Genomic DNA, 24,951 nt, shown 5'->3' with positions numbered 1-24,951 from the left:
CAGTAAAAATGCCCTAGTGAGGATGTGATCATGGCAGCAGATATTGTCGATATTGCGCGTACAGCTTACAACGCCTACGTCAAGAAAGACCGTGCGGCAATTGAGGCGCTGATCGCCGACGATTTCCACTTCACCAGCCCGCTTGACAATCGGATAGACCGCGAGACGTACTTCACGCGCTGCTGGCCGAACAGCGAATCGACTGAGGGTTTCGACTTCATCCATTTCGTTAGCGATGGGGAGCGAGTTTTCGTCACCTACGAGGGTCGCGCCAACAGCCGCCGATTCCGAAACACTGAGTTGCTGACGATCAAAAACGGCCTCATCACCGACGTCGAGGTTTATTTTGGTTGGTCAATTCCGCACGAGGCTCCAGTGGGTACTTTCGTGCCGACGAAGGAGGCCTGATTCCCATGGCGCGTTGAGTGTTCATTTACACACGCAGGAAGTGATGGTGCGGGCTTTACTTTGCCCGCAAGAGCGGTCTTCTGCCGGGCCTGGCGCCGGCTCGCCCCGTACCAGAATGCACGCTAGGTTTGTTGCCTGAAATTGTCGGCCCCAATTTTTAGCTCTCGCTCTCTGACAGAATAATCACGATGTATGAGATAGCTTCCAGTAGGGTTCCAGTCGATCTAACAAGACTAGTTTCTACTTGGGATCAGCCATCCGCCTCTGAGGCATAACTGATGACCTATTTAGGCTACCCGGCCCTCAGTACTTATGGGCGCATTACCCAGATGCATATATCGACGTATAAAAAAATTGAACTGCTTTTGGACGCGCTAGCCTAATGATCAGCTTGTGGATCATCCACAGGCGATGCCAATACCGGCATACTCCAAAAGGTGGTCAAAGTGGCTAAAGACGAGAAGAAAAGCAAAGGTGAAACATCGAAAGCCAGCAAGGAATTGAAAGACAAAAAGTTATCACCAGCAAAGAAATCAGCTTCGCAATCGGCTCTTTCGAAATCTTCCGACAAGAAAGACCAGAAGAAAGATGCCGAACCAAAAAAATCCGCAAAAAGAGCTGATAGCAAGCCAGAAAAGGCTAAGAAATCAGAGAAGGCAGAAAAGCCAGCGAAAAAGGGAAAGTAATATTTGCTAGGGCTTTACGCCCTAGCTTTCTGAGCTGGTTTGCCTTCAATGGCTAACCATAAGATTTCAAGCCTGCTTAACCACGTGTTCGTTGCAGTCCCAGGCGGTGGTTGCCAAGCACCCCAGCCCTGAGTCGACCTAATAAGATTGCGTTGTTTCGCTCAAAACAACGAGGTGCTGCGTCGCTGTTCGCTTACTTCACGAACTCCAATCAGTAAGAATGGACGCTCCGCTATCCTGGATAGGATAGCGACTGACAGGTTCAAACGCCCATCCCTCATACCGGAAGAATCAAATCTTCCAGACCCATCTGACGCAGAAACTGCGCCTGCTTCTGGTAATACACCGCATTAATTGCTTCGGTGCCTTTGTGTTGACCATCAACAGTGACTCGTAACGGTCGCTGACCACGTGGCATGGCCAGCACCTTGGCGGCTGCCAGACCGACCGCTGAAACATCCAGCGCACCGCCATTGGCTAGGTCTATAGCATTCAGCTTTTTTTCCAGACCGGCCATACGCTTGGACAGCTCGCCGTATTGCTGCTCAATCGCCTGGTAAGCAGGAGACTGCGCATCGGAAAAATGCTCGGTGCCAGACGTAAACGCACCAGGTACCAAAATCACGCTTTCGATACCTGAAGGCCTTACCTCCATGGCCATAACTTCGGCCAAAGCATCACCCGCCACCTTGCTGGCAATATAGGGCCCCAGGAAAGGTTCGTGCAGCCGGGAGGTCGTACTGCCGACGTACATTAACAATCCGTGCCCCTGGCGCCGCATCGCTGGCAGCGCCGCGCGATTGACCCGCAACCACGACAACGCGTTGGTGTCGATAATTCGCGCGACCTGCTCCACTGAGAACGCCTCGGTCAACCCGGCCATCAACATACCGGCGTTATTGACCACCACATCCAGACGGCCGTGCCGGGCAAGGATCTGATCGACCGCTGCACGGCAGGCGGTTTCGCACAGAACATCGAGCTCCAACACCTCCAGCGCGAGGCTTTCCTGCCGGGCTATCTGCTCCAGAGCCTGGCTGCGCTCCCGGTTCTTCTTCCTGGGGTCACGCTGGCTGGCATAGACGTGGTGCCCGGCGCGGGCCAGCGCCAAAGCAATTGCTTTGCCGATGCCCGAACCTGCGCCTGTGACCAGAACCACCTGCTGTGCATCGTGTGCCATGGTGCGGCTCCCGAATTAGTTGCGAGTACGAATGATGACCTTGCCGCGTGCGTGACCAGTGGCGACTTTCTCCAGCGCGGCGCGGGTTTCTTCCAGTGCAAAGATCGAGTCGGTGATGATCTGCAATTGCCCAGCGCTGAAATACCGCACAGCTTCCTGAAGAAAAGGCGTCGCGCTGGCAAAGAAGACAAACTGGCCGACATGCTCCTCGCGGGACTCGATGTCGAACTCCACCAAAGTCGCGATACGCCCGCCAGCACCGAGCACCGACCACGAATTTTCCATGGCGTCGCCGCCTAAGGTATCGAGCACCAGATCGATGTCACGTAGCGCAGTGAAGTCCTCATTGTGGTAGTTGATCACCTCGTCCGCGCCCAGGCTTTTGACCAGTTCAATGTTGCGCGCGGAGGCTGTGGCGATGACATGGGCGCCCGCAAAATGAGCCAACTGCACCGCCATGCTGCCTACGCCACCCGCCGCTGCATGGATCAAGACCCGTTCGCCGCGCTTCAGCTGACCGACCTCAAACAATGCCTGGCTGGCCGTGCCAAACGCAGTGGGTAGTGCCGCAGCCTGTTCGAAGCTCATGGCGGCCGGAATCACCCACAGGTCCGAAGCAGCGACCAGCAACTGCTGGGAGAATGCGCCTCCAGAACTGGGCGCGCTGCGACCGAACACGCGATCACCCGGCTTCAGATGCGTGACCTGCGTACCGACGCTGCTGACCACGCCGCTGAAATCAGTGCCCGGAATATAGGGCAACTCAACCGGAAACATTGGCTGCATATACCCGGCGATCATCTTCAAATCCAGCGGATTGATGCTGGCAGCCTCGACCCGCACGACCGCCTCGTCACTGCCTGGCTGACCCAAGTCAACGTTGTCGACAGTGACGATCTCTGGGCCACCGAATACATTAATGGATGCTGCTTTCATGATAAACCTCGTGGAGTGCTCAAGGTTGGGCAGGGAAATGGCCTAGTTGAAGGAACAGGCCGAACCAGTCTTCCATGTGCCAAGTGGAGGTGACGCGTTCGCCGTCCAGCGTATGGAATTCATGCAGACGGAAGCTGACGTGCTTGCCGGTGGGTGCGATGCCAAACAATTCGCCCAGATGGGTGCCGGTGATTTCAGCGCGAACAGCTATCTGACCAGAAACTTGAATCATGTCGTGGATGACGATGTGCACATCCGGAAAAGCTTCGCCGAAGCTGCGGATAATTGGCTTAATGCCTTCTGGACCTGCGACTTGCCCAGGCGCCAATGGGATATCGTCCCAGTCGGCGGACAGAATGCTGTCGACCAGGTCCGGATTTTTTTCGCTAAAGGCGCGATACAGGGTTTCTACTGCTTGGCGCTCGGTGTGCAGGCGGGCAGTAAGTTCGTTGGGGGTCATGGCGTTGTTCTCGTCGTTTAGTGTGGTGTGGCGAGAGTGTGAGTGGTGCGGTAACATCCGTAAAACAAATGATTGATATAGGTGTTTATTTGATTTATGGATTTTAATGGCATCGATTTGAATCTGCTTGCCGCTTTCAACGCATTGATAATTGAGCGCAACGTGACCCGGGCAGCGACTCAAGTCGGTGTGAGCCAACCCGCGATGAGTGCGGCCCTTTCCCGGCTGCGCAAGCTGGTAGGCGACCCGCTGTTTTTACGCAGCGCCGATGGTTTGCTGCCTACGCCGCGGGCGCGCGAACTTGCCCAGCCCATCGCCTTGGCACTCTGGCAAATCGAAAACGCGCTGGTGACCAGGCCTGACTTTGTGCCGACAGAGGCGGTGCTCACCGTGAACCTTGGCCTGTCGGATTATCCCGCTTTCGTGTTGTTGCCCAAGCTGTTGCAGGCGGTGAGGGAGCACGCGCCGGGCCTGACGATCAACGTCCACGCTTACAACGACCGCGACCATGCCGTTGACCTGCTTGATGCCGGCGTCATAGATGCAGCGATTGGGGTGTTGCCGAGCCATCAGGACGGCCGGATCCTGACGCGGCCGATCCTGCGCGACACTTTCGTCACGCTTATCGCCCACGACCACCCGGCAGCCCGGCGCGGGATGGACCTGGATACGTTCCTTACGCTCTCCCACGTGCTGGCCTCTCCTGAAGGCGAGCGTTATGGCCTGGTGGATCAAGCACTGGCGCAGCTAGGTAAAAAACGCAAGCTGACACTGACCCTGCCACAGATGTTCGCGGTACCAGCAATCATTGCCTCTTCGCAAATGACCGCTACCGTCCTGAAACGAATCGCCCTCAGTTCACCTGCCGGGCGCAAGCTGGCCCTGTTCCCACCGCCAGTAGCATTACCGGAGATCGTTTTTCATCTTATCTGGCATCGTCGTGGCAATTTGAATCCGGCTCAACAATGGTTCAGGGAGGTGATTGAGTCCGTTGCGCTGGTGGTATGACAGACCAGCAGCAATCGGCCCGAGCTGCCGCTCGTAAGAATTGCCCATGAACGCTTCATTCAAAGCGAACATCGGGGGAAGAGCACCTTACTTCCCCAAAGTTTCGACCACTCCGTCAGCGACACCAATCAGGTGCGCGTGGTTGATGTTCATTGGCATGAGATTAGGGATGAGGGTAGAGATATTGTCTGGTAGTAAGCGGTAGTGGCTACTTCGGGGATGCTGAGCGCAAGCGACTACTGCCATCAGACAGGGTAATTTATTTCATTGTCACTGCTGTCATGCTAGGTCAGTCTTTTCGTAAACTATGCTTTCGATAAACCAGACGGCTTCGCCCGAAGGCGTCTGTACCGCTACTTCATCCCCCTCTTGCTTTTTCAGAAGAGCGCGAGCCATTGGCGAGTCAATCGAGATATAGTCGTTTCGGTGATAGATTTCATCGTAGCCGACGATTCGGAATCGCTTGCTTTCGCTTTTGTCATTTTCAATCTCTACCCAGGCACCAAAGAACACTCTCCCTTCTTGTTCCGGGGCATAGTTGACTACTCGAACATCCTCCAACCGCTTCCGAAGGTATCTGATCCGACGGTCAATTTCTCGAAGGAGCTTCTTATTGTATTGATAATCTGCGTTCTCACTTCGATCACCAAGGGAGGCAGCCCAAGCTACCTTTTGAGTGATCTCCGGACGATAGATGCGCCAGAGGTGATCCAACTCCTCTTTTAATGCGTTGTAGCCGGTGCGAGTGATGATGTTAGTTGGCAATACTAGCTCCAAAGTAATTAGGGCTGGCCTACTTTCACAGGTCAATGCGTTCGCAATGCCAGGGGGCCATAATTCATGTCAGATCGGGTGCCTGCGCAGGAACTGTAAGCTGAGGCTAACATGCAGGGGCTTGGTCGTAACAACCTAAGCCCATTCGTGCCGAAGTTTGCCTGGCGCTTATAGCGCAAAGTTCCAATGAAAGACGCTGCGAGGGAGAGGGTTATGCCAAAACCCCGGGAGGCCTAATCAATAAATATGGTCGTGGCGTCGGCCCACTTCTTGAGTTAAAGATGCTCAGGGCTTTCTCCATAGCCTTAAGGTGCCAGGCCAGAACAGTTATTCATCATTAGGCCCAGAATGTCGCTCCGTGACCCGCGTTTCAGATTATGTTTGCTGTGAAACTATCTGAATTCAGGTCTTCCAACGCGTCGCGCTCGCCGTCTGTGAGCTTGAAGGTCGCGGTGGAGGCAGACCGCCCATCAACCTCATATACCCTATTTCGGGGCAGTAACTCCCGGGTCTTTCGTTGCTCAGACTTTTGCGCAAGCGTCAGAGTACATGCGGGTAGTTGTATTCGCCCGAGCAAGAAAGTCGGGTCTATTTCGGTGATTGAATCGAATCGAAATCGAAAACGAACAGGGCGCTTTCCTGGGGTGGGTGAAATTTATGGGCGGATGGATTACATCTCCATCGATTCACCCACGGCCCGCGCCCTGCTCAAAAAAGTCGGCGACGATGTGATCGTGCCGACTCCGGGTGGTCCCATGAGTTGGTGGATCAACGTGATTGAGTATCTGAAATAAGCGTTAGCGGTTTAACGCTCGTACCAGGCAAGCATGTATGCAGTTTTTTACGATTGAGCTGCGCAGGGTCCAGTCGGTGTTGATGATGTGGAAACCCTGGATGTAGCTGTTCTCATCAACGGATTCAAACCACTCATCGATGGACGGACTGAAGTCATCTGGAGCGATGACGTACTTGGCGCATTGGATGGAGCGCAAGTAGTAATCGGACTTAGGTGCGTTGGCGCGGGTATCCATGAAGGCTTTCAAGGTCGTCGTATTCGGGAAGTTCTCTCCTATCCATTGGTGTTGAACGCTAGGCCAGAACTGCGGTGAGAGTCTGCCAGAATAAGCCAGCACAATATTTTTACCCGGGTGTTTGTACCAAAGCTGACTGACGCTTTGTTTGCGTAAATCCCAAGGAATCACTCGATGACCAATGCTGTGGGTGATTAATTGGTTGAGCTCGACGTGAGCGTCCGGGGTGAAATTTTTGAGGGTGTGGAAATCCAGAATGATGATCTCTCTCGCGGTATCACCAGCTTTTTTCACCCCGTTTAAAAACTCATTGAGTGGCTCGAAGATGTCAGTCGTCAAGGTCCTGCCGGTATAGGTGACATGAAAAAGTGTGAAGCGTTTTGGATGGCCAACCTCATGTTGCGGAAGGAATTCTACCCTCAAATCAAGCACGCGTACGCCGCCCTTCACTTGATCGATAGGAGATACATCCTGAGTCGTTTCGAAAAAATAACCACCCGGTGCCATCTTATCGGCAGCAGAGTCATGGGAGCCGGGAAGTATCAATTGATCGATGCGCAGCGTGGCAAAGGCCGCGTTCTGTCCCATCCAACTGTGCAGACGGGTGTTGGGGTTCACGTTCATTGTTCAATCATCCTTGATTGGGGTTTTAGGCAAACAGTCAGTTGTTTTCAAGCTGCAATCAGCTTGTGTCTTGACTCGTTCAATATTATTAAAATTGCCTAAAACTGCAATGATCCCTCCGTAGGAAAACGACATCACATAGTTGCGTTGCCCTCAGCGCATGTTGTAGTCCGGGAATATGACCTCCCGGACTTCAGATAGGCGCTTTTTAGTCAGCCTTCCCGCAGTACAGTCAACGGACTGACGTTCAATGCACGGCGGGTGCCGAATACACCTGCACCGCCCACCAGCGCCGCGCCAATCACCGGCAACAACAGCAGCCAAGCGTGTGGGTGCCATTGCAAACTGAAGGCGTAACGGTAAAGCGCAAAACTTACCAATTCGCAACCCAACGCCGCCAACACACCGCTTGCCGCACCTAATAAACCGAACTCAATGCGTCGCGCCTTGATCAGTAGCGCTCGCTCGGCGCCCAGCGCCCGGAGCAGGGCGCCTTGGCGGATACGTTCGTCAAGAGTCGCTTGTAGGCCGGAAAATAACACCGCAAGCCCGGCCGCAAGGACAAATAACAGCACGTATTCCACGGCTATCGTCACTTGGGCGAGGATGCTGCGTAGTTGCTCCAGTAAGGCTTCGACCTGAAGGATGGTGACCGCCGGAAACGCGCGTGATAGCTCGACGATTTGTTGGTCGTTACCCGGTGCCAGATAAAAACTGGTGAGGTAGGTGGTCGGCAGATCCTGGAGCGTGCCCGGTTGGAATATCATGAAAAAATTCGGCTGAAAGTTATCCCAGCTGACGTCGCGCAAGCTGGTGACCTGAGCTTCGCGTGTCATACCACCGACCACGAAACTCATGTGATCGCCGAGTTTAAGCTTTAGGCTTTCGGCGAGTTTGGATTCTACTGACACACCAGGGATTTTGTCGGCGGCGACGTTGCCGTCGGCTGTCCACCAGGTGCCAGCACTCAAGCTATTGCCTTGAGGCAACTCGGCAGCCCAGGTCAAGCTGAGGTCTCGTTCGGTGGCGTTTTCGCCCCGGGAGTCCTTGCTGACAATGTTGCGTACGGGCTCCTCATTAATGCTGACCAGGCGCCCAGGGATAATTGGGTACAGCGGCGACGCGTGAGTAGAGAGACCCGCTATGCGTTGGGTAAAGTTGTCTTTGTCCGCTGGCAGGATGTTGAGTACAAAGTAATTGGGTGCATCTTTGGGTAGCTGATTTTGCCAAGTGTCGAGCAACTCTCCACGCAGCAGCGCTATCAGCGCCATGGACAGCAGAATCAGTCCGAACGCCAGGGTTTGCCCCGCGGCGGCCAGCGGATGACGCAGCAGTTGCCCTAAACCCAATCGCCAAGGCAACGATGCACCGGCCAGTAGACGACGCAAGCTTTGCAGCGCCAACAGCAACGCGGCCCCCAGCAACACGGCGGTGATAATGCCTCCGCCGAGCAGGGCAAAGGTCAATATGAGGTCCAGGCTCAGACGCCACATGATCAAGCCTAACGCCAGTAGCGCTGCGCCATATACCAGCCATGAACTGGCCGGAATGGGGAGCATGTCTCGACGCAGCACCCGCAGCGGCGGAACCCGGCCAAGTGCAGCCAAGGGCGGTAAAGCGAAACCGGCGAGAGCCACAAGACCAGTGCCGATCCCGGCAATGGCGGGGAGTACCCCTCCTGGGGGGACATCGGTCGGTAGCAGATCCTGCAGCAGCGCAAATAAACCCAACTGCGCAAGCCAGCCTAATAAAGCGCCGCTGAGGCTGGCCAGAAGACCGAGTATGGCTAATTGAAGGCTAAACAACACCAGCGCTTCATTGCGTGACAAGCCCAGGCAACGCAGCAGTGCGCTAGCGTCAAAGCGCCGAGCAGCAAAGCGTGCGGCTGAGAGCGCCACCGCCACGCCAGACAACAACACGGCAACCAAGCTTGCCATGTTCAAGTAACGCTCGGCCTTGCCCAGCGCCCCGCCGATTTGCCGATTACCGTCGCGGGCATCCAACAGGCGTTGATTGGGGGCCAGTCCCGAGGTGATCTGTTGACGGTAGACTTCCAGCGAATTATAGCTGCCGCTCCATAATTCCTTGTAACTGACCCGGCTGCCAGGCTGGACGACGCCTGTGGCGGCGAGGTCTGCCAAGTTGATCATGACGCGTGGCGTCAGACTGTAAAAATTTCCGGCGCGGTCAGGTTCATAGGTCAGCACTCGGCTTAGGCGCAGGGTTTTTGAGCCGACGTCGATGTTGTCGCCGACTTTCAAATTCAATGCCGCAAACATCCGCGACTCGGCCCAGGCTTCGCCCGGTTGAGGTCTACTGCCCGGTTTTTCTGCTTGATAGGGTGCGGCGGCGCTTTTCAGCTCGCCGCGCAACGGGTATTCGTCGTCCACGGCTTTTACGCTCGCCAACTGAATACCGGCATCGGTGGCGATTACGCTGGAAAATTCGATGACTTGAGCGTGGTCCAGTTTTAGCGTTTTGCCGGCTTCAATCTGAGCAGGTAGCGCAGGGCTGGTGCCTTCGAGAATCAAATCAGCGCCTAAAAACTCGGTGGCTCGCAGCAGCATCGCACCGTTCAGGCGGGCACCAAAGTAGCCGATGGCAGTGCTAGCCGCCACCGCAATTAATAAGGCAAAGAACAACACCCGCAACTCTCCGGCACGTGCGTCACGCAAGAGTTGTCGTGTGGCAAGGCTTAGCAGACGTAGAAGCGGCAAACGTGCCATCAAGGCTCCAGAGGGGCGACCAATCGGCCACCTTCGAGACGAATCAGGCGTTGGCAGCGGTGAGCAAGACGCTCGTCGTGCGTCACCAAGACCAAGGTCGTGCGCCGCTCCTTGTTCAGTTCGAACAACAGATCGCTGATCCGTTCACCTGTGTGGCTGTCAAGATTGCCGGTAGGCTCATCAGCGAATAATACGTCGGGATCGGCAGCAAAGGCGCGGGCGATGGCTACGCGTTGCTGCTCGCCGCCTGATAGCTGACGCGGCGAATGGGTCAGTCGCTGGCCCAAGCCTACCCGCTCAAGCAACAGTCGAGCCTGCGCACGCGCATCTTTGCGGCCTTCCAACTCCATAGGCAGCATGACGTTTTCCAATGCATTGAGGCTGTCGAGCAACTGAAACGACTGGAACACAAAACCCACATGTTCAGCACGGATGCGGGCGCGCTGATCTTCATCCAGTTCGCTGAGGTTACACCCCGCCAGCGTCACCGTGCCAGCGCTGGGCAGGTCCAGTCCGGCTAGCAAACCGAGGAGGGTAGATTTGCCAGAACCTGAGGCGCCAACAATCGCCAAGCTGTCGCCCCTGTTCAGTTCCAGGGAGAGTTCGTGCAGGATAGTCAGGTCACCTTCTGTGCTGGGGACCACTTTGGTGAGGTTCCAAGCACTAAGAATACTTTCGCTCATGGAGAATCCGATGCGTGCGTGGCTTTTATGTGCTGGCCTGGGTTTGTTGTTGATCTCTCAAGGAGCTGCGGCAGGCACTGTTCTGATCGTTGGGGATAGTATCAGCGCAGCTTTCGGGCTGGATACCCGCTTGGGGTGGGTATCGTTACTGGATCAGCGTCTGCGTAAAGAGGGGATTACCGATAAAGTAGTCAATGCGTCCATCAGCGGCGACACCAGTGCGGGAGGGCAGGCACGGCTTCCAGCGCTGCTTTTAGAGCATAAACCCCAGTTAGTTATTCTGGAGTTGGGCGGCAACGACGGCTTGCGCGGGCAGCCACCAGCTAATTTGCAACAAAATCTTTCGTCGATGATCGATAGCGCTAGAGCCTCGGGTGCCAAGGTCCTACTGCTCGGCATGCGTATACCACCCAATTATGGCCCGCGTTACACCGAGGCATTTGCGGCGGTGTATGGCAATTTAGCGAAGCAGAAAAAAGTCGCTCTAGTACCGTTTTTTCTTGAAGGTGTGGGCGGGATCCCGGAGCTGATGCAGGCCGATGGCCTGCATCCTGCGGTCGCAGCTCAAGGCAAGTTACTGGACAATGTTTGGCCGACGCTAAGACCGCTGCTTTGATGCTGTTCTAACTGCAGGCTTTGGGCTAAGGTGTCGCCCCGATTTGGAGCGCCCGATGCCTCGTCCCGCTTGGTCTTTATTTGCTTACCAACTCATCGAACCTGATGACCAGCTTGACCTGTTCGCGTGTCAGGAGGCGCGAGTACATCTGGTTGCGCGACAGTTGGAGTTAGGCGGCACGATTGACCGAACCTTGTGCGGAACCTTGCTGCCTGCGCATCCACGCTGGCTAGGGGTCAATCGAGTGAGTCTGCGGGACGAGCGCCTGTGTTCGCTGTGTCGCGCGATCCTTGAAGCACAGAAACGTGGCACGCGACCAATCTGGCCAGAACTGCGTTTTAGTCAATAAATAGGGCATAAACGGTTAATCGTTAGGCAACTCCCGATTTCAAGGGTGGCAGTGTACAATTGCGCTACTTTTCCGTCGCATACACCAAGGATTTTCCGGATGTTGTCGCGTATTCCCGCCGTCGCCCGCTGTTTTTTGCTTGCTGCGCTTTGTGCGGCGGGCCCTGTCGCTGCATTAGAATTCCCTCTCCCACCGCCTGGCGAAGACATCGTGGGTCAAGTACAGACCATCACCGCCAAATACGAAGACACGTTTGCCGACCTTGGAACTCAGTACGATTTGGGTTACCTGGAAATGATCGCAGCCAACCCAGGCGTCGATCCGTGGTTACCGGGTGCAGGCACTCAAATTGTGTTGCCCACCCGCTTCGTGCTGCCTCCCGGCCCCCGTGAAGGGATAGTGATTAACTTGGCTGAGTATCGGTTGTATTACTATCCGAAAGGCAAAAACGTTGTCGATACCTACCCGCTTGGTATCGGTCGTGAGGGGTGGGGGTCGCCGGTCGCAGTCACCAAGATTACGGCAAAAACGCCGAACCCGACCTGGACCCCACCGGCCTCGGTTAAGGCTGAGCACCTGGCGGACGGTGACCCATTGCCTAACGTGGTGCCGGCAGGTGCGGATAATCCTTTAGGGCCGTTCAAGTTCGGTCTGGGTCTGCCTGGTTACTTGATTCACGGCTCTAACAAGAAATTCGGTATCGGCATGCGTACCAGCCACGGTTGCTTCCGCATGTACAACAACAATGTGCTGGAGTTAGCCGGCATCGTGCCAATCGGCACCACCGTGCGGATCATGAGCGACCCTTACAAGTTCGGTGTGAGTGCCGGCAAAGTCTACCTTGAGGCGCACGCGCCCCTTGACGGCAATGGCAATCCATCTGCGGATGACAAGCACACCGCAGTGATCAACGCGCTACTTAAGCGTGACGACCTGGCTGCAAATCTGCAGATGAATTGGGATGTCGTGCGGGACGTGGTCGCTGCTGAGAACGGTATGCCGGTTGAAATAGCGGTGCCGGGCAGCAGTGCGATAGTCTCAAAGGCTCCAACCGTGGCGCAATAGTTAGTCCTTTAGAAAGCCCGCACGCACCGCCATGAATATCAAGGCTGAGCGGACGGGCTTTTTAGTGTCTGGGCTAAAGTCCAGACCCTAAAAAGCCGATCCAGAACTGGATCGGCTTATCAATAATCTCGAGAGATTATTACTTGCGGCTAGCCTTGTCCAACATACGCAGAGCGCGCTCGTTGGCTTCGTCAGCAGTTTGCTGAGCTTTTTGAGCAGCAGCCATAGCTTCATCAGCCTTACGATAGGCTTCATCAGCACGTGCTTGCGAACGAGCTGCTGCGTCTTCAGTAGCAGTCAGACGAGCTTCGGTTTCTTTGGATACGCTGCTGCAACCGGTGGCCAATACTGCAGCCAGAGCCAGAGCAGAGAATTTCAGAACGTTGTTCATCGTGTTCCCCTTAAAGGACTTTCTAAAAATAGCCATCTCTCGAAAGTGAGAAAATGACCGGCGTACATACTACCCATTGTTTGTAGTAAGTAAACTGAGGAAGCGCAAGAAGTGGACAAATTTCTCAGGTTTGAAACTATTGCGTCCCACTTCTCCACGTTTTTGAAAAATGTTCGCCAGCACCGCATCAACTTCCAGTCGCTGTTCACGCTCGGGTCAAGGCTCAAGCGCACCCTTTACCGACGATTAAAAAGGATAGTTGATTTATTGTCGAGTCTATTGTGCCTGGCAATTGTTGATTATCCCTGGCCCTTCACAAGTCTGCTTCTATGCGCACAATTAGAGGTGACTTTTTCATCGCGGGCTCGTCTCAAACTCAGCAGCCGGCTATGAGCCTCAGAAGTGTCAGCATCATCCGGTGTAATTGTGACTATTGCAGTGTGGTTCCGGACTTTTTGTCGGGCCATTTGCAAGCTGCTTGAGCAAACACAGCAATGACGCCTACTATTTGGGAGTGCTTGTGTTGGTAAGTAACCAGTCCGATTTCGGTATCCATAACCAGCACAGGTGGCGTAGAGGTTCCTTCGCCGGAAAAACATCGGTAAGGTAGAGGTCTAATTTCAAGACCCGCGAGGAGTAGTGATGAGCGAGGCGTTGTCCATCCACCATGACCAGGCCGGTCATCAATTCGAGACCAACGTGGACGGTCATCGTGCTTACCTGACCTATATGGATCTGGGTAAGCAGACTCTGGATATCTATCGAACCTTCGTGCCAAACGCGCTTAGAGGTCGGGGTATTGCTGCCGCTTTAACCGAGCAAGCGCTCGCGTACGCTGACAGCGTGGGTTATACGGTGATTCCTTCATGTTCCTATGTCGAGCGCTACATGGAACGCCATCAGCGCCACATGGCCAAAATCTGATCGGCTATTGAAGCAGTTTGTTATGCCACAACGAAAAACGCCGAGCATATGCTCGGCGTTTTTGTGTGCGCTGCAAGACCACTTGGAAAGTTATCCGCGTTGGCGCTGTGGCAGCACGTCCTTGAGTTTTACGTGCATGCTGCGCAGAGTTTTCTCAGTGCTTTCCCAATCAATACAGGCGTCCGTAATTGACACGCCGTATTGCAGCTCTGCCAAATCTTTGGGTATAGACTGCGCGCCCCAGTTGATATGGCTCTCAACCATCAAGCCGATGATCGACTGATTACCTTCGAGAATCTGGTTGGCGACGTTTTCCATAACCAGCGGCTGCAGCGCCGGGTCCTTGTTAGAGTTGGCGTGGCTGCAATCGACCATGATGTTTGGACGAATGCCCGCCTTGTGTAGCGCTTGTTCGCACAGCGCAACGCTGACCGAATCGTAATTCGGTTTTCCGTTGCCACCGCGCAACACCACGTGACCGTAAGCGTTGCCTTTGGTGGTGACGATAGACACACCACCTTCCTGATTGATACCGAGGAACCGATGTGGGCTGGAGACCGATTGCAGTGCGTTGATCGCTACTGTCAAACCCCCATCAGTGCCGTTTTTAAAACCAACAGCAGAAGACAGCCCTGAAGCCATTTCGCGGTGAGTTTGCGATTCAGTAGTGCGCGCACCAATGGCCGACCAGCTAATCAAATCCTGTAGATACTGTGGGGAGATGGGGTCAAGCGCTTCGGTGGCGGTTGGCAGGCCCATTTCCGCCAGATCAAGTAATAGCTGACGACCAATGTGCAAGCCATCTTCGATTTTGAACGAGTCATCGAGATACGGGTCGTTAATCAAACCTTTCCAGCCGACGGTCGTGCGCGGCTTTTCAAAGTACACGCGCATCACCAGGTACAAAGTGTCGCCGACTTCGGCAGCCAATGCTTTAAGGCGGTTGGCATAATCGTGAGCGGCTTTGATGTCATGAATAGAGCAAGGGCCGATCACCACGAACAGGCGGTGATCCTTACCGTCGAGGATGTTGCGGATCACCTCGCGGCCTTTGGTCACCGTATGCAAGGCAGCGGCAGAGAACGGAATTTCGCGCTTGAGCTGATCCGGCGTGATCAGAGTCTCGTTGGAAGAAACGTTGAGGTCGTCAATCGGTAAATCAGCCATCGTGTTACTCATCAGGTCACGGGTGCCGGCCCCCAACGATTCCCCGTGCGGCGGAGCCGAGCATGATTGAGTGCGACGGGGGAGGAACCTTAGCGCGTTACTCGGTTGTTCGACAATGGGTAAACGCGGGTTTTATGCCGTTTTCAGTGATGCGAGCTACCTCGACCTCATCGGCAATTCGACCTCACCAGAGAAGATTCGATGCCAAATCTGTGAGATCTGGCGGGCCTACAAATACCCCTCCGTCGTTTATTTGCATCACCGCCGTCAACCATTTTACAAATGAGGCAGCGAAAACGGATAGTGTGTATTCCAACTTCAGAACTTTCTGTGTGAGCCCATTGGAACTGACAGATTTCGATATAGACCATCGTTTACTTGCGCTGCCGGGCGTTTCACTAGTGATTTTTACCGCGGCAGGTTGCGCTAGTTGCCGTTGGGCGCGACGTGAGTTGCCTGTCTTCAACTTGCCCATAGATCGTTTATGTTGGATTGATGCTGCGGACAACGGCGGCGCGGTACAGCGTTATCAGGTGTTTGGTTTGCCCGCAATGTTCGTGGTCCGAGACGGCAAATTCTATGGAGAGTTGCAATCACGGCTTACCGTGACCGAGCTGAGCGCAGGAGTGCAGCAGGCACTTAACTTGAATTCTGACGAACTGCCTTGATAGGAGTGCGCATGACGACTGAAACGGAAAAGCTTAGGATTGGCATCATTGGTACCGGAGCCATTGGTGGGTTTTACGGTGTGATGCTGGCACGCGCCGGGTTTGATGTGCACTTTCTGCTGCGTGGCGAGTTCAATGTGGTGCTGGAAAAAGGTCTGACAATCAATAGCGCCGAGCATGGCGTTTTAACGCTCAATCCCGTTCAGGCATATTCCTCGGCTGCGGATATGCCGCCTTGCGACTGGCTGCTGGTGAGCACCAAAACCACCGATAATGCCAGTCTTGCTCCCCTGATCATCCAGGCTGCAGCGCCTGGCGCTAAAGTGTTACTGCTGCAAAACGGTCTGGAGGTTGAGGACAGCTTGCGTCCATTGCTACCGGATTCACTGCATTTGCTAGGCGGGTTGTGCTTTATCTGTGTGCATCGCACTGCGCCTGGCGTTGTGATGCATCAGGCGTTTGGTGCGGTCACGCTTGGCTATCACAGCGGTTCAGTGTCCGATCCGGCCGCCGGGCAAATGATTGCCGAGCAGGGCGCTGAATTGTTTCGCAAGGCCGGTCTTGAGTCGCGCACGATGGCCAACGTGCATTTGGCGCGTTGGCAAAAACTGGTTTGGAATATTCCTTATAACGGTTTGTCGGTATTACTAAAGGCCAGTACTGCTGGGCTGATGGGTGATCCAAATAGCCGCGATCTGGTTCAGGCGCTTATGAATGAAGTCGTGCAAGGTGCGTTGGCGTGCGGGCAGATGTTACCTGACGGTTACGCCGAGCAACTGTTTGCCGCGACAGAGAAGATGCCCGATTACTGGCCTAGCATGTATCTCGATTATCAGGAGAAGCGACCATTGGAGCTGACTTCGATTTACGAAAGGCCTCTTTTGGCGGCGCTGACTGCGGGACATGACATGCCTAAAGTTCGGGCGCTCCATCAGGCGTTAGCATTTATTGATACGCATAACGGCTGAATCACCCAGGGGGCGACATGACCATCGGGCTAAGCAACAAATTGGTATTGGCCATTTCTTCGCGTGCACTTTTTGACTTGGGCGAAAGTCATGCGGTTTATGTGGCCGATGGGGTGGAAGCGTATCGGCAATATCAAATCGAGCACGAAGAGGAGATTCTCGAACAAGGTGACGCTTACTTGTTGGTGGAAAAACTTTTAAGCCTTAATGGGCAGTTAGATAAAGCCCGCGTCGAAGTGATCCTGGTATCGCGCAACAGTGCTGATACCGGCTTGCGGGTGTTCAATTCGATTCAATATTACGGCCTGGATATTACCCGGGCAGCTTTCGTTGGCGGACGCAGCCCTTATCCATACCTAGCTGCATTTGGCTGTCACCTGTTTCTCTCGACCCACGCCGATGATGTGCGCAGCGCGCTGGATGCCGGTTTTGCCGCCGCCACCATTTTGTCGGGAGGAGCACGGCGTGCCGCAAGCTCTGAGTTGCGTATCGCTTTCGACGGCGATGCGGTGTTGTTCTCCGATGAGTCAGAGCGAATTTATCAATCCGCAGGGCTGGAAGCGTTTCAGGCGAGCGAACGGGAATCAGCACGTGAGCCGTTAGGAGGCGGTCCATTCAAGCCTTTTTTGGCGGCACTGAATCTGTTGCAGCGCGAGTTCCCTGAGAATGCTTGCCCCATTCGCACGGCGCTGGTGACAGCGCGATCTGCGCCGGCCCATGAGCGAGTGATTCGCACCTTGCGCGAGTGGGATATTCGGCTGGATGAGTCGCTATTTCTCGGCGGCCTGGAAAAGTCAGCGTTTCTAGAAGCGTTCGCGGCAGACGTTTTTTTTGATGATCAACCAGGGCATTGTGAAAAGTCCCGGGAGGTTGTAGCGACGGGCCACGTGCCACACGGGATCAGCAATGAGCTAAAAATCTGACCATTGACGCCTCATGAGGTAACAGCCGTCGCAGTCGCTAACGCACTGCTAAGCTGAGTCAATCTCCGCCATATTGGCACTCGAGGAGGTCATATGATTCGCTCCATGCTCTATGCCACTGACCTCGGTATTTATGCTCCGTACGTCTTACAACATGCGTTGGCGCTGGCTAGAACATTTAACGCTGAGTTGTATGTCATCCATGTTGTCGAGCCTATGGGATTGTTCGCGGAGTCAGTCTTGCAGAGCTATCTTGATGAGGCAGCCTTGAAGGAGTTGCGCAGTCAGGGGCTGAATACCGTCATGCAGGGTATCGAACAGCGGGTGCTGGATGGTTTTCGGGATGAGTTGGGTGAAGGGCATCAGGATCTGGCGCTAATTCGCGCAGTTCTGGTCATTCAGGGAGACCCATCAAACATGATATTGGAACAGGCTCAGAAGCTGGCAGTAGATTTATTGATTGTTGGCAGCCACAGTCACGGCGCTCAAGGCGACACCCCTTTGGGGCGTACAGCCGCGAAGGTTCTGCAGCTATCCGAAGTTCCGGTGTACATGGTCCCGATGCTCCAGCGTCGGGTACGTTAGCGAACTCGCGTGATCCGACTTTCAAAATTGATAGAAAAGTTCTAGCTTTATTCTTCTGACCTTTAATATAGTTATATACCGTCGCTGACGACCGTGGCGTCTACTGCTTTGAGGGACACATATGAAGCTTCAACAATTGCGCTACATCTGGGAAGTGGCGCACCACGACCTCAACGTTTCTGCCACTGCTCAGAGTCTGTACACCTCTCAGCCGGGCATCAGCAAACAGATCCGTCTACTCGAAGACGAACTGGGTGTTGAAGTATTTGCTCGCAGTGGTAAACACCTGACGCGCGTGACCCCGGCCGGTGAACGAATCATCACAACTGCAGGCGAGATCTTGCGCAAGGTCGAGAGCATCAAGCAGATCGCTCAAGAATTTTCCAATGAGAAAAAAGGCACGCTGTCGATTGCCACCACCCACACCCAAGCTCGTTATGCGTTACCTCCGGTGATCAGCAATTTCATCAAGCAATACCCAGACGTGGCGTTACACATGCATCAAGGGTCGCCGATGCAGATTGCCGAAATGGCCGCTGACGGCACGGTAGATTTTGCTATTGCTACTGAAGCGCTGGAACTCTTCGGCGACTTGGTAATGATGCCTTGCTACCGCTGGAACCGCTGTGTCGTTGTGCCTCATGGCCACCCGCTGACCAAGGTCTCGAAACTCACTCTTGAAGTCCTCGCCGAATATCCTATTGTCACTTATGTGTTCGGTTTTACCGGACGTTCGAAGTTGGACGAGGCGTTCAGTCACCGGGGGCTGACTCCGAAAGTGGTGTTTACGGCGGCCGATGCCGACGTGATTAAAACTTACGTGCGCTTGGGCCTTGGCGTTGGAATCGTGGCGAAAATGGCGGTAGATGCCAAGCTCGATAGCGATCTTGTGATGCTGGATGCCAGCGATCTTTTCGAAGCCAGCGTAACCAAGATTGGCTTCCGTCGCGGTACGTTTTTGCGCGGTTTCATGTGCGACTTTATCGAAAAATTCGCACCTCACTTGACGCGGGAAGTGATGGCAAAAGCGATTCAATGTCATAACAAGCAGGAGTTGGAAGAACTGTTCGCCGGGGTGGAATTGCCCGTGCATTGACAGCTCCGGCCGGATATGAATTTTGTAGGGCTTACGTGTTAGCGAGGCGATGTGCATAGCGCCACTGCATTGAGCTTCTCGCCAACAAGTTGGCCCTACAAAAATTGCAGCAACTTCTTACACCTTGGCAATCAAATTTCCAGAATGCAGCCCGCATTCTTTTTGCGTGGCTTCTTCCCACCACCAGCGGCCTTCACGCTCATGTTGATTTGGTAGTACCGGGCGGGTGCAGGGTTCGCAGCCGATGCTGATGAAACCGCGCTCATGCAAGCTGTTATATGGAAGCTCCAGCATACGGATGTAGTTCCAAACTTCCTCGCTGGTCATCTGCGCCAGCGGGTTGAATTTATACAAAAGGCGCTCCGGCGTCGAAAACGCGCTGTCTATTTCCACCACCGCCACGTCACTGCGCGTGCTCGGACTCTGGTCCCGGCGTTGGCCTGTAGCCCAGGCGTTGACCCCGGAAAGTTTACGACGCAACGGCTCGATCTTGCGGATACCGCAGCATTCGCCGTGCCCATCTTTATAGAAGCTGAACAACCCCTTCTCTTTGACAAACGGCTCGAGCGCCTTCTGATCCGGCGCCATCAGCTCGATGTCTATTTTGTAGTGCTCGCGGGTATGTTCAATAAAACGATAAGTTTCCGGGTGCAGACGACCAGTATCGAGACTGAAGACCTTGACGTTTTTATTCAGCTTCCAGGCCATATCCACCAGCACCACATCTTCGGCACCGCTGAATGAGATCCAGACGTCGTCGCCAAAATGCTCAAAGGCCAGTTTTAAAATATCCTGCGCAGACTTTTTGGCGTAAGTCTCAGCGAGGGCGGCGACATCGAAGGGTTGGCTCATCAGGCGGCTTCCTGTAGTGGTGGCGCTTGGCGCGCTCGTATGGGCGCGATAGTAACAAAAACCCTCCATTAGTTCCCGGTTTGACGGGCTGGCGTCGCCGTGATCAAGCCGTTAGAGTGCCGCTTGTTTTGAAGTCGCCGGATGAAGTGGCCTAATTGAAGTGCTAGGAGTGATCTGTGGAAATTGCCTGTCTCGACCTTGAAGGTGTGTTGGTCCCTGAAATCTGGATCGCATTTGCCGAAAAAACCGGGATCGAGTCGCTGAGGGCGACTACTCGGGATATTCCCGACTACGACGTGCTGATGAGGCAGCGTCTGCGCATTCTCGATGAACACGATTTGAAACTCTCCGATATTCAGGCCGTGATTGCGACCTTAAAACCATTGGACGGGGCCGTCGAATTCGTCAATTGGCTGCGTGAGCGCTTTCAAGTGGTGATTCTATCCGACACGTTCTATGAGTTTTCACAGCCGTTGATGCGTCAGCTGGGCTTTCCCACGCTGCTGTGTCATCGCCTGATTACGGACGAGACAGATCGGGTTGTGAGCTACCAGTTGCGTCAGAAGGATCCAAAGCGTCAGTCAGTATTGGCTTTCAAGAGCTTGTACTATCGGGTGGTAGCGGCGGGTGATTCCTACAACGACACCACGATGCTCGGCGAAGCGGATGCAGGGATTTTGTTCCATGCGCCCGAGAACGTGATTGGAGAATTCCCGCAATTCCCGGCGGTGCATACGTTTGAAGACTTGAAAAAAGAATTTATCAAGGCATCGAACCGCGAGTTGAGTCTGTAAGACGTCTTCCCGAATGAGTCGGTCCCACAGGATGATCTGAACCCGGTAGGACCGAATATTCGCGAAAGTGCCAGTGAACCAACCAGCGTTCAAAGCTCCTGCAACGTCGTCAACAATATCCGCACTTTAGTTATCGATTCCTCATATTCCGCCTCGCAGTCTGAATCGGCCACGATTCCGCCGCCGCCCCAGCACGACACGGCCCCGTCTTTAGCCAGCAAGCTGCGAATAGCGATGGAACTGTCCATCTGGCCGCGTACATCCAGGTATAGCAACGACCCGCAATACACCCCACGGGGCGTAGGTTCCAATTCGTCAATGATTTGCATGGCCCGAATCTTAGGGGCTCCGGTAATGGAGCCACCGGGAAAACTGCCTGAAATAAGATCCAGCGCGTCGTTGCCCTCTGCCAGCTCCCCGGTAACGCTGCTGACCAAGTGATGCACATTTGGATAAGTTTCCAAGCTGAACAATTCCGGCACTTTCACCGATCCAATACGACACGTTCGCCCCAAATCATTGCGCAGCAGGTCGACGATCATCACGTTTTCCGCCCGATCTTTGGTACTGACTAATAACTCGGCGGCGTAGGCCGCATCTTCAGCAGGATCAGAGCCGCGGGGGCGGGTGCCTTTGATCGGGCGCGTTTCGACGTATTTGCCAGTGACACGGGCGAATCGTTCCGGCGAAAGGCTGAGCACAGCATTGTTCTCGGGTAGAGCCTGGAAACCGGAAAAAGGTGTTGGGCAAGCGCTACGCAAGGCGCAATAGGCCGCCCATGGATCTCCTGCATAGGTCGCTTGAAAACGCTGGGCGAAATTAACCTGATAGCAATCCCCGGCCTGAATGTAGGTCTGGATACGCAAAAACGCGCTGCGGTAATCATCGGCGCTTAGGTTGGCCTCAAACGGGGATGTGAGCGTGAAGGCCCTTGGTTCTGGGACGAATGGCTCGGCAAAAAGCGCCAATAAACGCTGACGTTCTCCGACAGCCACCGTCGGATGGAAAACCAGTTGGCTAGTGCACAGCACGTGATCGCTCATCAGGGCCCAGGTATAAACACCCAACCGTGCATCAGGTAGTTGTAGGTCATTGTGGGCGTGCGCGGGTAAGGGTTCCAACCGTCGGCCGAAGTCATAGGCGAGATACCCCATAAGCCCGCCCGCGAACGGCAGCTGCGATTCTTCGGGTAATTCGGCGTGACCCAAGGCGGCGAGACTATCGCGCAGGCGCTGGAGAAAGTCGCCCCCGGTTTCGTTGGGTTGCGGGAGCAATTCCGCGCAGGGCCAAGCGCTGAGTAAATCGAAGCGTCCCCGGTTGGCGGTCGGTCGACCGCTGTCGAGCAGCATTGCACCCGGTGCATGGCGCACACGTGAGAAATACTCAGCGGGGTCGGGGCAATAGGGCAGTGGATGTACGGCGCAAATGGGCATGCGTAGAGAATCAGTCAGCGGCTTGGGGCCGGGATTGTAATCTTCCCCAGAGCCGGCTCCTAGAGGGCAGCTGCCGGTACATGACCGAAAAGCTCTTGTACAAAGCGCACGCGCTCTTGCGGTGACTCATGCTCTTTGTTCAATGCGAGTTGGGCCAGACGCTCTTCGACGGCATGGGCGCGATGGGTCAAGCCACAGTCGTTGGCAATCTGAATGTTCAGACCGGGACGGGCGTTAATTTCCAGAATAAGCGGGCCCTTGTCCTGATCCAGTACCATGTCGACACCAATGTAGCCTAGCCCGCAAAGTTCATAGCAGCCTGCGGCAAGCTTCATGAAGCCATCCCAATTTGGAAGCTGCACGCCGTCCACGGCATTAGCAGTGTCGGGATGTTTGCGGATGATGTTGTTGAGCCAAGTGCCATGCAGCGTTAAACCCGTCGCCAAATCGACACCTACCCCAATGGCGCCTTGATGCAGGTTGGCTTTGCCGTTGGACTGACGTGTCGGCAACCTCAGCATGGCCATGATGGGATAACCCATCAGTACGATGATCCGGATATCGGGTACACCTTCAAAGCTTATGCTCTTGAAAATCTGGTCCGGCTTGACCCGGTATTCGATCAGTGCGCGATCTCGATTGCCACCCAGGGAGTACAGGCCTGTGAGAATGCTGGAAATCTGATATTCGATTTCTTCACGGCTGATGATCTTGCCTGAGACCGTGCGAAAGCGCTCTTCGAAGCGGTCGGCAATTACTAGAATCCCGTCTCCTCCTGCGCCTTTGGCAGGCTTGATTACAAAGTCGTCATGATCGCCGATGATGTCATCCAAGCGCGATATTTCCTTCTCGGTGGAAATCACCCCATACATTTCGGGCACATGAATACCCGCCAGGATTGCCCGCTCCTTGGTCACGATCTTGTCGTCAACAATGGGGTACAGGCTACGTTTGTTGTACTTGAGTACGTAATCCGCATTGCGACGGTTAATACCCATGATTCCACGGGTTTCAAGGGCCTGCCAGGTCTTCCAGAGGCCGATCATTTAACCTGGTCCTTCTCGTCCTTGAGTTCTTTACCAAGGAAAGCTTTGAAACGGATCAGCTCAGTCAGACGGTAGCCGCGATAACGCCCCATGGACAGCATGAAGCCCACCAAAATCAGCAGCATGGCGGGAAAGGTAAACACGAAATAAATCAGCTCCGGCACACTCATGATGATGTGCGCCAGGGAGGCGGCGAACAGTGTCCCGATGGCGACTTTCATTGCGTGGCCGCTGCCGCGCTCTTCCCAAGTAATCGATAACCGTTCGATGGTCATGGTCAGAATCACCATTGGGAAAAGTGCCACCGATAAGCCACGCTCCAGACCCAGTTTATGACTGAACAAACTGATCGCGGCAATCAGCACCACAACGAAGGTGAGTACCACAGACAACCGTGGCAGCATTTGCAGTTTCAGATGTTCAAGGTAAGAGCGCAGCGACAAGCCTAACGCAGTAATGATTGTGAACAGGACAATACCGAACCCCAGTTGTGTCTCGCGAAACGCCAGCGCGATCAGCACCGGCGTGAAGGTGCCTAGGGTTTCAAGGCCAACCAAGTTGCGCAGGATTAAAATAACCAGCACGCCAATCGGGATCATCACCATAATCATGAATGTCTGCTGGGTTTGCAGTGGCAATCCGTAAAGCGAATAGCTGAGAAAGTTGGCATCGGTATTGGCGTCTGTCATCTTCGCCAGGCGAATGGCGTTCATTTCACTGTTATTCAAGGTGAATTTGACCGTGACTTTTTTCCCGCCCTCGACGCTGATCAGGCTTTCGTCGCCAATCCACCAAAGCAGTCGGTCCGGCGGCATGCCCTGCTCGCCGGTGTCCGGGTTGAAATACAGCCAGGCCTTACCGTTAAAACTTCGTAACCACAGTTCCGGGGTTTGTGGCTGCCCGGCCACTAGAAGTAGCGTATGGATTTTTTCAATGGGGACATGGGCAATCGACAGTAGTAACTCGGTGATTCGTGCTTTGTTTAAGGTGGTGGTGTCACCCCCTAGCAATAGCTTCACGTTATCGTCGCTGAGGTTGTTGACCCGCTTTATGGCTTCAGTGATGAACGTCTCAGTGTCCGCAGAGTGCTGGCGAATGGGCGCAAGCAAGGCTTCAGCTGCGATTTTTTCTGGACCTTCGATGGCGATGCTGTCCCGAAATGTTGGGCCTTTGATCTTGAGTTTGTCGCTAATGTAACGTTTGGTTAGCACCAGGCGGTAATACAGGGTCTGGTTGCCAGTAGCCCGACGGGCCGACCAGGTCACTTTACGGTTGCCGTCTACGCGGTTAACGCTGAAGCCGTAATTGTTGGAGATGAAGCTCTCGTTGAGGCTGACGTAATCGTGGCTCAGCGGCGGCACGAACATTTGAATCTTGACCGGGTCTTTGGGGTTGGCGATGAACTCGACCTTGGCGTCGATGTTCCACAAGTTGTCGGTTTCGTTTTCAGTCACCGGAATGCCAAGCACAAAAATTTGATACGCGGTGATCGCTATCCCGAGCGCCACCAGCACGGCGATCAAAATTTTTAGATGAAGGGTGATAGAGCGCATCAGTA

The 24,951-nt window shown here is 54.4% G+C and carries 27 protein-coding genes; 14 read left to right on the top strand and 13 right to left on the bottom strand.

From position 1 onward, the window contains the following. Positions 1-30: 30 nt before the first annotated feature. Both QN378_RS07405 and QN378_RS07400 read left to right on the top strand, forming a co-directional pair. Positions 31-408, top strand: coding sequence for a nuclear transport factor 2 family protein (locus QN378_RS07405; protein WP_323546521.1), 378 nt, complete (start codon positions 31-33; stop codon positions 406-408). Between the two features lie 437 nt (positions 409-845). Continuing rightward, complete coding sequence (locus tag QN378_RS07400) at positions 846-1,094, top strand: hypothetical protein (RefSeq protein WP_322203745.1); 249 nt, start codon at positions 846-848, stop codon at positions 1,092-1,094. A gap of 277 nt (positions 1,095-1,371) precedes the next feature. Here QN378_RS07400 and QN378_RS07395 read toward each other — a convergent pair whose 3' ends face one another. Genes QN378_RS07395 through QN378_RS07385 form a run of 3 tightly spaced genes read right to left on the bottom strand, consistent with a single transcriptional unit; the run spans position 1,372 to position 3,670 of the window. Further along, the gene (locus QN378_RS07395) at positions 1,372-2,274 is read right to left on the bottom strand and encodes an SDR family oxidoreductase (RefSeq protein ID WP_323546524.1); all 903 of its coding nucleotides are present in this window, start codon (positions 2,272-2,274) and stop codon (positions 1,372-1,374) included. A gap of 15 nt (positions 2,275-2,289) precedes the next feature. Continuing rightward, positions 2,290-3,210: an NADP-dependent oxidoreductase gene (locus QN378_RS07390; protein WP_322203743.1), complete on the bottom strand. Its 921-nt coding sequence runs from the start codon at positions 3,208-3,210 to the stop codon at positions 2,290-2,292. Between the two features lie 19 nt (positions 3,211-3,229). Beyond that, positions 3,230-3,670 carry an ester cyclase gene (locus tag QN378_RS07385; protein ID WP_322203742.1) on the bottom strand — a complete coding sequence of 147 codons (441 nt, stop codon included), beginning with the start codon at positions 3,668-3,670 and terminating at the stop codon, positions 3,230-3,232. 96 nt (positions 3,671-3,766) lie between these two features. Between QN378_RS07385 and QN378_RS07380 the strand changes: the two genes are divergently transcribed. Next, positions 3,767-4,678, top strand: a complete 912-nt coding sequence (locus tag QN378_RS07380) for a LysR family transcriptional regulator (RefSeq protein WP_323546527.1) — start codon at positions 3,767-3,769, stop codon at positions 4,676-4,678. A 279-nt stretch (positions 4,679-4,957) separates the two neighbouring features. Here QN378_RS07380 and greB read toward each other — a convergent pair whose 3' ends face one another. Next, entirely contained in the window at positions 4,958-5,443 is a 486-nt protein-coding gene (greB, locus tag QN378_RS07375; RefSeq protein WP_322203740.1) for a transcription elongation factor GreB, read from the bottom strand. A 653-nt stretch (positions 5,444-6,096) separates the two neighbouring features. Here greB and QN378_RS07370 point away from each other — a divergent pair. Next, positions 6,097-6,246, top strand: a complete 150-nt coding sequence (locus QN378_RS07370) for a GreA/GreB family elongation factor (protein WP_322203739.1) — start codon at positions 6,097-6,099, stop codon at positions 6,244-6,246. Between the two features lie 3 nt (positions 6,247-6,249). Here QN378_RS07370 and QN378_RS07365 read toward each other — a convergent pair whose 3' ends face one another. From QN378_RS07365 to QN378_RS07355, 3 genes are all read right to left on the bottom strand, one after another. Further along, entirely contained in the window at positions 6,250-7,107 is an 858-nt protein-coding gene (locus QN378_RS07365; protein ID WP_322203738.1) for a hypothetical protein, read from the bottom strand. A 212-nt stretch (positions 7,108-7,319) separates the two neighbouring features. After that, positions 7,320-9,833: an ABC transporter permease gene (locus QN378_RS07360; protein ID WP_323546531.1), complete on the bottom strand. Its 2,514-nt coding sequence runs from the start codon at positions 9,831-9,833 to the stop codon at positions 7,320-7,322. Further along, positions 9,833-10,516, bottom strand: a complete 684-nt coding sequence (locus QN378_RS07355; protein ID WP_322203735.1) for an ABC transporter ATP-binding protein — start codon at positions 10,514-10,516, stop codon at positions 9,833-9,835. Before QN378_RS07355 ends, QN378_RS07360 begins: the two co-directional genes overlap by 1 nt. 10 nt (positions 10,517-10,526) lie before the next feature. On the opposite strand from QN378_RS07355, the gene QN378_RS07350 reads away from it, so the two are divergent. The 3 genes from QN378_RS07350 (at position 10,527) to QN378_RS07340 (ending at position 12,546) form a co-directional block, all read left to right on the top strand. Beyond that, positions 10,527-11,132, top strand: a complete 606-nt coding sequence (locus tag QN378_RS07350; RefSeq protein WP_322203734.1) for an arylesterase — start codon at positions 10,527-10,529, stop codon at positions 11,130-11,132. Between the two features lie 55 nt (positions 11,133-11,187). Continuing rightward, complete coding sequence (locus QN378_RS07345; protein ID WP_322203732.1) at positions 11,188-11,481, top strand: hypothetical protein; 294 nt, start codon at positions 11,188-11,190, stop codon at positions 11,479-11,481. A gap of 99 nt (positions 11,482-11,580) precedes the next feature. Next, positions 11,581-12,546 (top strand): L,D-transpeptidase family protein, encoded by a 966-nt coding sequence (locus QN378_RS07340; protein WP_322203730.1) that lies wholly within the window; start codon positions 11,581-11,583, stop codon positions 12,544-12,546. A gap of 139 nt (positions 12,547-12,685) precedes the next feature. Here the strand turns inward: QN378_RS07340 and QN378_RS07335 are convergent, their stop codons facing one another. After that, complete coding sequence (locus QN378_RS07335) at positions 12,686-12,937, bottom strand: Lpp/OprI family alanine-zipper lipoprotein (RefSeq protein ID WP_003347084.1); 252 nt, start codon at positions 12,935-12,937, stop codon at positions 12,686-12,688. Positions 12,938-13,579: 642 nt separating this feature from the next. On the opposite strand from QN378_RS07335, the gene QN378_RS07330 reads away from it, so the two are divergent. Then, positions 13,580-13,861, top strand: a complete 282-nt coding sequence (locus QN378_RS07330; RefSeq protein WP_322203728.1) for a GNAT family N-acetyltransferase — start codon at positions 13,580-13,582, stop codon at positions 13,859-13,861. Positions 13,862-13,951: 90 nt separating this feature from the next. Here QN378_RS07330 and QN378_RS07325 read toward each other — a convergent pair whose 3' ends face one another. Next, positions 13,952-15,028 (bottom strand): 3-deoxy-7-phosphoheptulonate synthase, encoded by a 1,077-nt coding sequence (locus tag QN378_RS07325; protein ID WP_322203726.1) that lies wholly within the window; start codon positions 15,026-15,028, stop codon positions 13,952-13,954. A gap of 332 nt (positions 15,029-15,360) precedes the next feature. Between QN378_RS07325 and QN378_RS07320 the strand changes: the two genes are divergently transcribed. From QN378_RS07320 to cysB, 5 genes are all read left to right on the top strand, one after another. Continuing rightward, on the top strand, positions 15,361-15,696 hold the full coding sequence (locus QN378_RS07320) for a thioredoxin (RefSeq protein ID WP_322206872.1): 336 nt from the start codon (positions 15,361-15,363) through the stop codon (positions 15,694-15,696). Positions 15,697-15,707: 11 nt separating this feature from the next. Continuing rightward, positions 15,708-16,664 (top strand): putative 2-dehydropantoate 2-reductase, encoded by a 957-nt coding sequence (locus QN378_RS07315; RefSeq protein ID WP_322203724.1) that lies wholly within the window; start codon positions 15,708-15,710, stop codon positions 16,662-16,664. A 17-nt stretch (positions 16,665-16,681) separates the two neighbouring features. After that, on the top strand, positions 16,682-17,587 hold the full coding sequence (locus QN378_RS07310; RefSeq protein ID WP_322203722.1) for a 5'-nucleotidase: 906 nt from the start codon (positions 16,682-16,684) through the stop codon (positions 17,585-17,587). Between the two features lie 93 nt (positions 17,588-17,680). Further along, entirely contained in the window at positions 17,681-18,172 is a 492-nt protein-coding gene (locus QN378_RS07305; protein ID WP_322203720.1) for a universal stress protein, read from the top strand. A gap of 121 nt (positions 18,173-18,293) precedes the next feature. After that, positions 18,294-19,268, top strand: coding sequence for an HTH-type transcriptional regulator CysB (gene cysB, locus QN378_RS07300; protein ID WP_322203718.1), 975 nt, complete (start codon positions 18,294-18,296; stop codon positions 19,266-19,268). A 117-nt stretch (positions 19,269-19,385) separates the two neighbouring features. Here the strand turns inward: cysB and QN378_RS07295 are convergent, their stop codons facing one another. Next, complete coding sequence (locus tag QN378_RS07295) at positions 19,386-20,120, bottom strand: phosphoadenylyl-sulfate reductase (RefSeq protein ID WP_322203716.1); 735 nt, start codon at positions 20,118-20,120, stop codon at positions 19,386-19,388. A 176-nt stretch (positions 20,121-20,296) separates the two neighbouring features. Here QN378_RS07295 and thrH point away from each other — a divergent pair, with 176 nt between their 5' ends. Then, on the top strand, positions 20,297-20,914 hold the full coding sequence (gene thrH / locus QN378_RS07290) for a bifunctional phosphoserine phosphatase/homoserine phosphotransferase ThrH (RefSeq protein WP_322203714.1): 618 nt from the start codon (positions 20,297-20,299) through the stop codon (positions 20,912-20,914). Between the two features lie 89 nt (positions 20,915-21,003). Here thrH and pabB read toward each other — a convergent pair whose 3' ends face one another. The 3 genes from pabB to QN378_RS07275 are packed head-to-tail and all read right to left on the bottom strand — an operon-like array spanning position 21,004 to position 24,946. Continuing rightward, positions 21,004-22,347 carry an aminodeoxychorismate synthase component I gene (gene pabB / locus QN378_RS07285; RefSeq protein WP_322203712.1) on the bottom strand — a complete coding sequence of 448 codons (1,344 nt, stop codon included), beginning with the start codon at positions 22,345-22,347 and terminating at the stop codon, positions 21,004-21,006. A gap of 59 nt (positions 22,348-22,406) precedes the next feature. Further along, on the bottom strand, positions 22,407-23,390 hold the full coding sequence (locus QN378_RS07280) for an alpha-L-glutamate ligase-like protein (RefSeq protein WP_322206871.1): 984 nt from the start codon (positions 23,388-23,390) through the stop codon (positions 22,407-22,409). Further along, on the bottom strand, positions 23,390-24,946 hold the full coding sequence (locus tag QN378_RS07275; RefSeq protein ID WP_322203710.1) for an inactive transglutaminase family protein: 1,557 nt from the start codon (positions 24,944-24,946) through the stop codon (positions 23,390-23,392). Before QN378_RS07275 ends, QN378_RS07280 begins: the two co-directional genes overlap by 1 nt. Positions 24,947-24,951: the final 5 nt, after the last annotated feature.

Origin of the sequence: Pseudomonas sp. 10S5, assembly GCF_035019745.1 — a bacterium.
In the GTDB taxonomy this organism is placed as follows: Bacteria; Pseudomonadota; Gammaproteobacteria; order Pseudomonadales; family Pseudomonadaceae; genus Aquipseudomonas.
Note: the sequence above shows the minus strand (reverse complement) of the source record. Positions and strands in the feature narration are given on the sequence as shown.

Bases quoted from the DNA above. Each gene is read 5' to 3' on its own strand.
- QN378_RS07405 (WP_323546521.1), top strand. From the start codon at position 31: ATGGCAGCAGATATTGTCGATATTGCGCGTACAGCTTACAACGCCTAC.
- QN378_RS07395 (WP_323546524.1), bottom strand. From the start codon at position 2,274: ATGGCACACGATGCACAGCAGGTGGTTCTGGTCACAGGCGCAGGTTCG.
- QN378_RS07390 (WP_322203743.1), bottom strand. From the start codon at position 3,210: ATGAAAGCAGCATCCATTAATGTATTCGGTGGCCCAGAGATCGTCACT.
- QN378_RS07385 (WP_322203742.1), bottom strand. From the start codon at position 3,670: ATGACCCCCAACGAACTTACTGCCCGCCTGCACACCGAGCGCCAAGCA.
- QN378_RS07380 (WP_323546527.1), top strand. From the start codon at position 3,767: ATGGATTTTAATGGCATCGATTTGAATCTGCTTGCCGCTTTCAACGCA.
- QN378_RS07365 (WP_322203738.1), bottom strand. From the start codon at position 7,107: ATGAACGTGAACCCCAACACCCGTCTGCACAGTTGGATGGGACAGAAC.
- QN378_RS07360 (WP_323546531.1), bottom strand. From the start codon at position 9,833: ATGGCACGTTTGCCGCTTCTACGTCTGCTAAGCCTTGCCACACGACAA.
- QN378_RS07355 (WP_322203735.1), bottom strand. From the start codon at position 10,516: ATGAGCGAAAGTATTCTTAGTGCTTGGAACCTCACCAAAGTGGTCCCC.
- QN378_RS07350 (WP_322203734.1), top strand. From the start codon at position 10,527: ATGCGTGCGTGGCTTTTATGTGCTGGCCTGGGTTTGTTGTTGATCTCT.
- QN378_RS07345 (WP_322203732.1), top strand. From the start codon at position 11,188: ATGCCTCGTCCCGCTTGGTCTTTATTTGCTTACCAACTCATCGAACCT.
- QN378_RS07340 (WP_322203730.1), top strand. From the start codon at position 11,581: ATGTTGTCGCGTATTCCCGCCGTCGCCCGCTGTTTTTTGCTTGCTGCG.
- QN378_RS07335 (WP_003347084.1), bottom strand. From the start codon at position 12,937: ATGAACAACGTTCTGAAATTCTCTGCTCTGGCTCTGGCTGCAGTATTG.
- QN378_RS07330 (WP_322203728.1), top strand. From the start codon at position 13,580: ATGAGCGAGGCGTTGTCCATCCACCATGACCAGGCCGGTCATCAATTC.
- QN378_RS07325 (WP_322203726.1), bottom strand. From the start codon at position 15,028: ATGGCTGATTTACCGATTGACGACCTCAACGTTTCTTCCAACGAGACT.
- QN378_RS07315 (WP_322203724.1), top strand. From the start codon at position 15,708: ATGACGACTGAAACGGAAAAGCTTAGGATTGGCATCATTGGTACCGGA.
- QN378_RS07310 (WP_322203722.1), top strand. From the start codon at position 16,682: ATGACCATCGGGCTAAGCAACAAATTGGTATTGGCCATTTCTTCGCGT.
- QN378_RS07305 (WP_322203720.1), top strand. From the start codon at position 17,681: ATGATTCGCTCCATGCTCTATGCCACTGACCTCGGTATTTATGCTCCG.
- cysB (WP_322203718.1), top strand. From the start codon at position 18,294: ATGAAGCTTCAACAATTGCGCTACATCTGGGAAGTGGCGCACCACGAC.
- QN378_RS07295 (WP_322203716.1), bottom strand. From the start codon at position 20,120: ATGAGCCAACCCTTCGATGTCGCCGCCCTCGCTGAGACTTACGCCAAA.
- pabB (WP_322203712.1), bottom strand. From the start codon at position 22,347: ATGCCCATTTGCGCCGTACATCCACTGCCCTATTGCCCCGACCCCGCT.
- QN378_RS07275 (WP_322203710.1), bottom strand. From the start codon at position 24,946: ATGCGCTCTATCACCCTTCATCTAAAAATTTTGATCGCCGTGCTGGTG.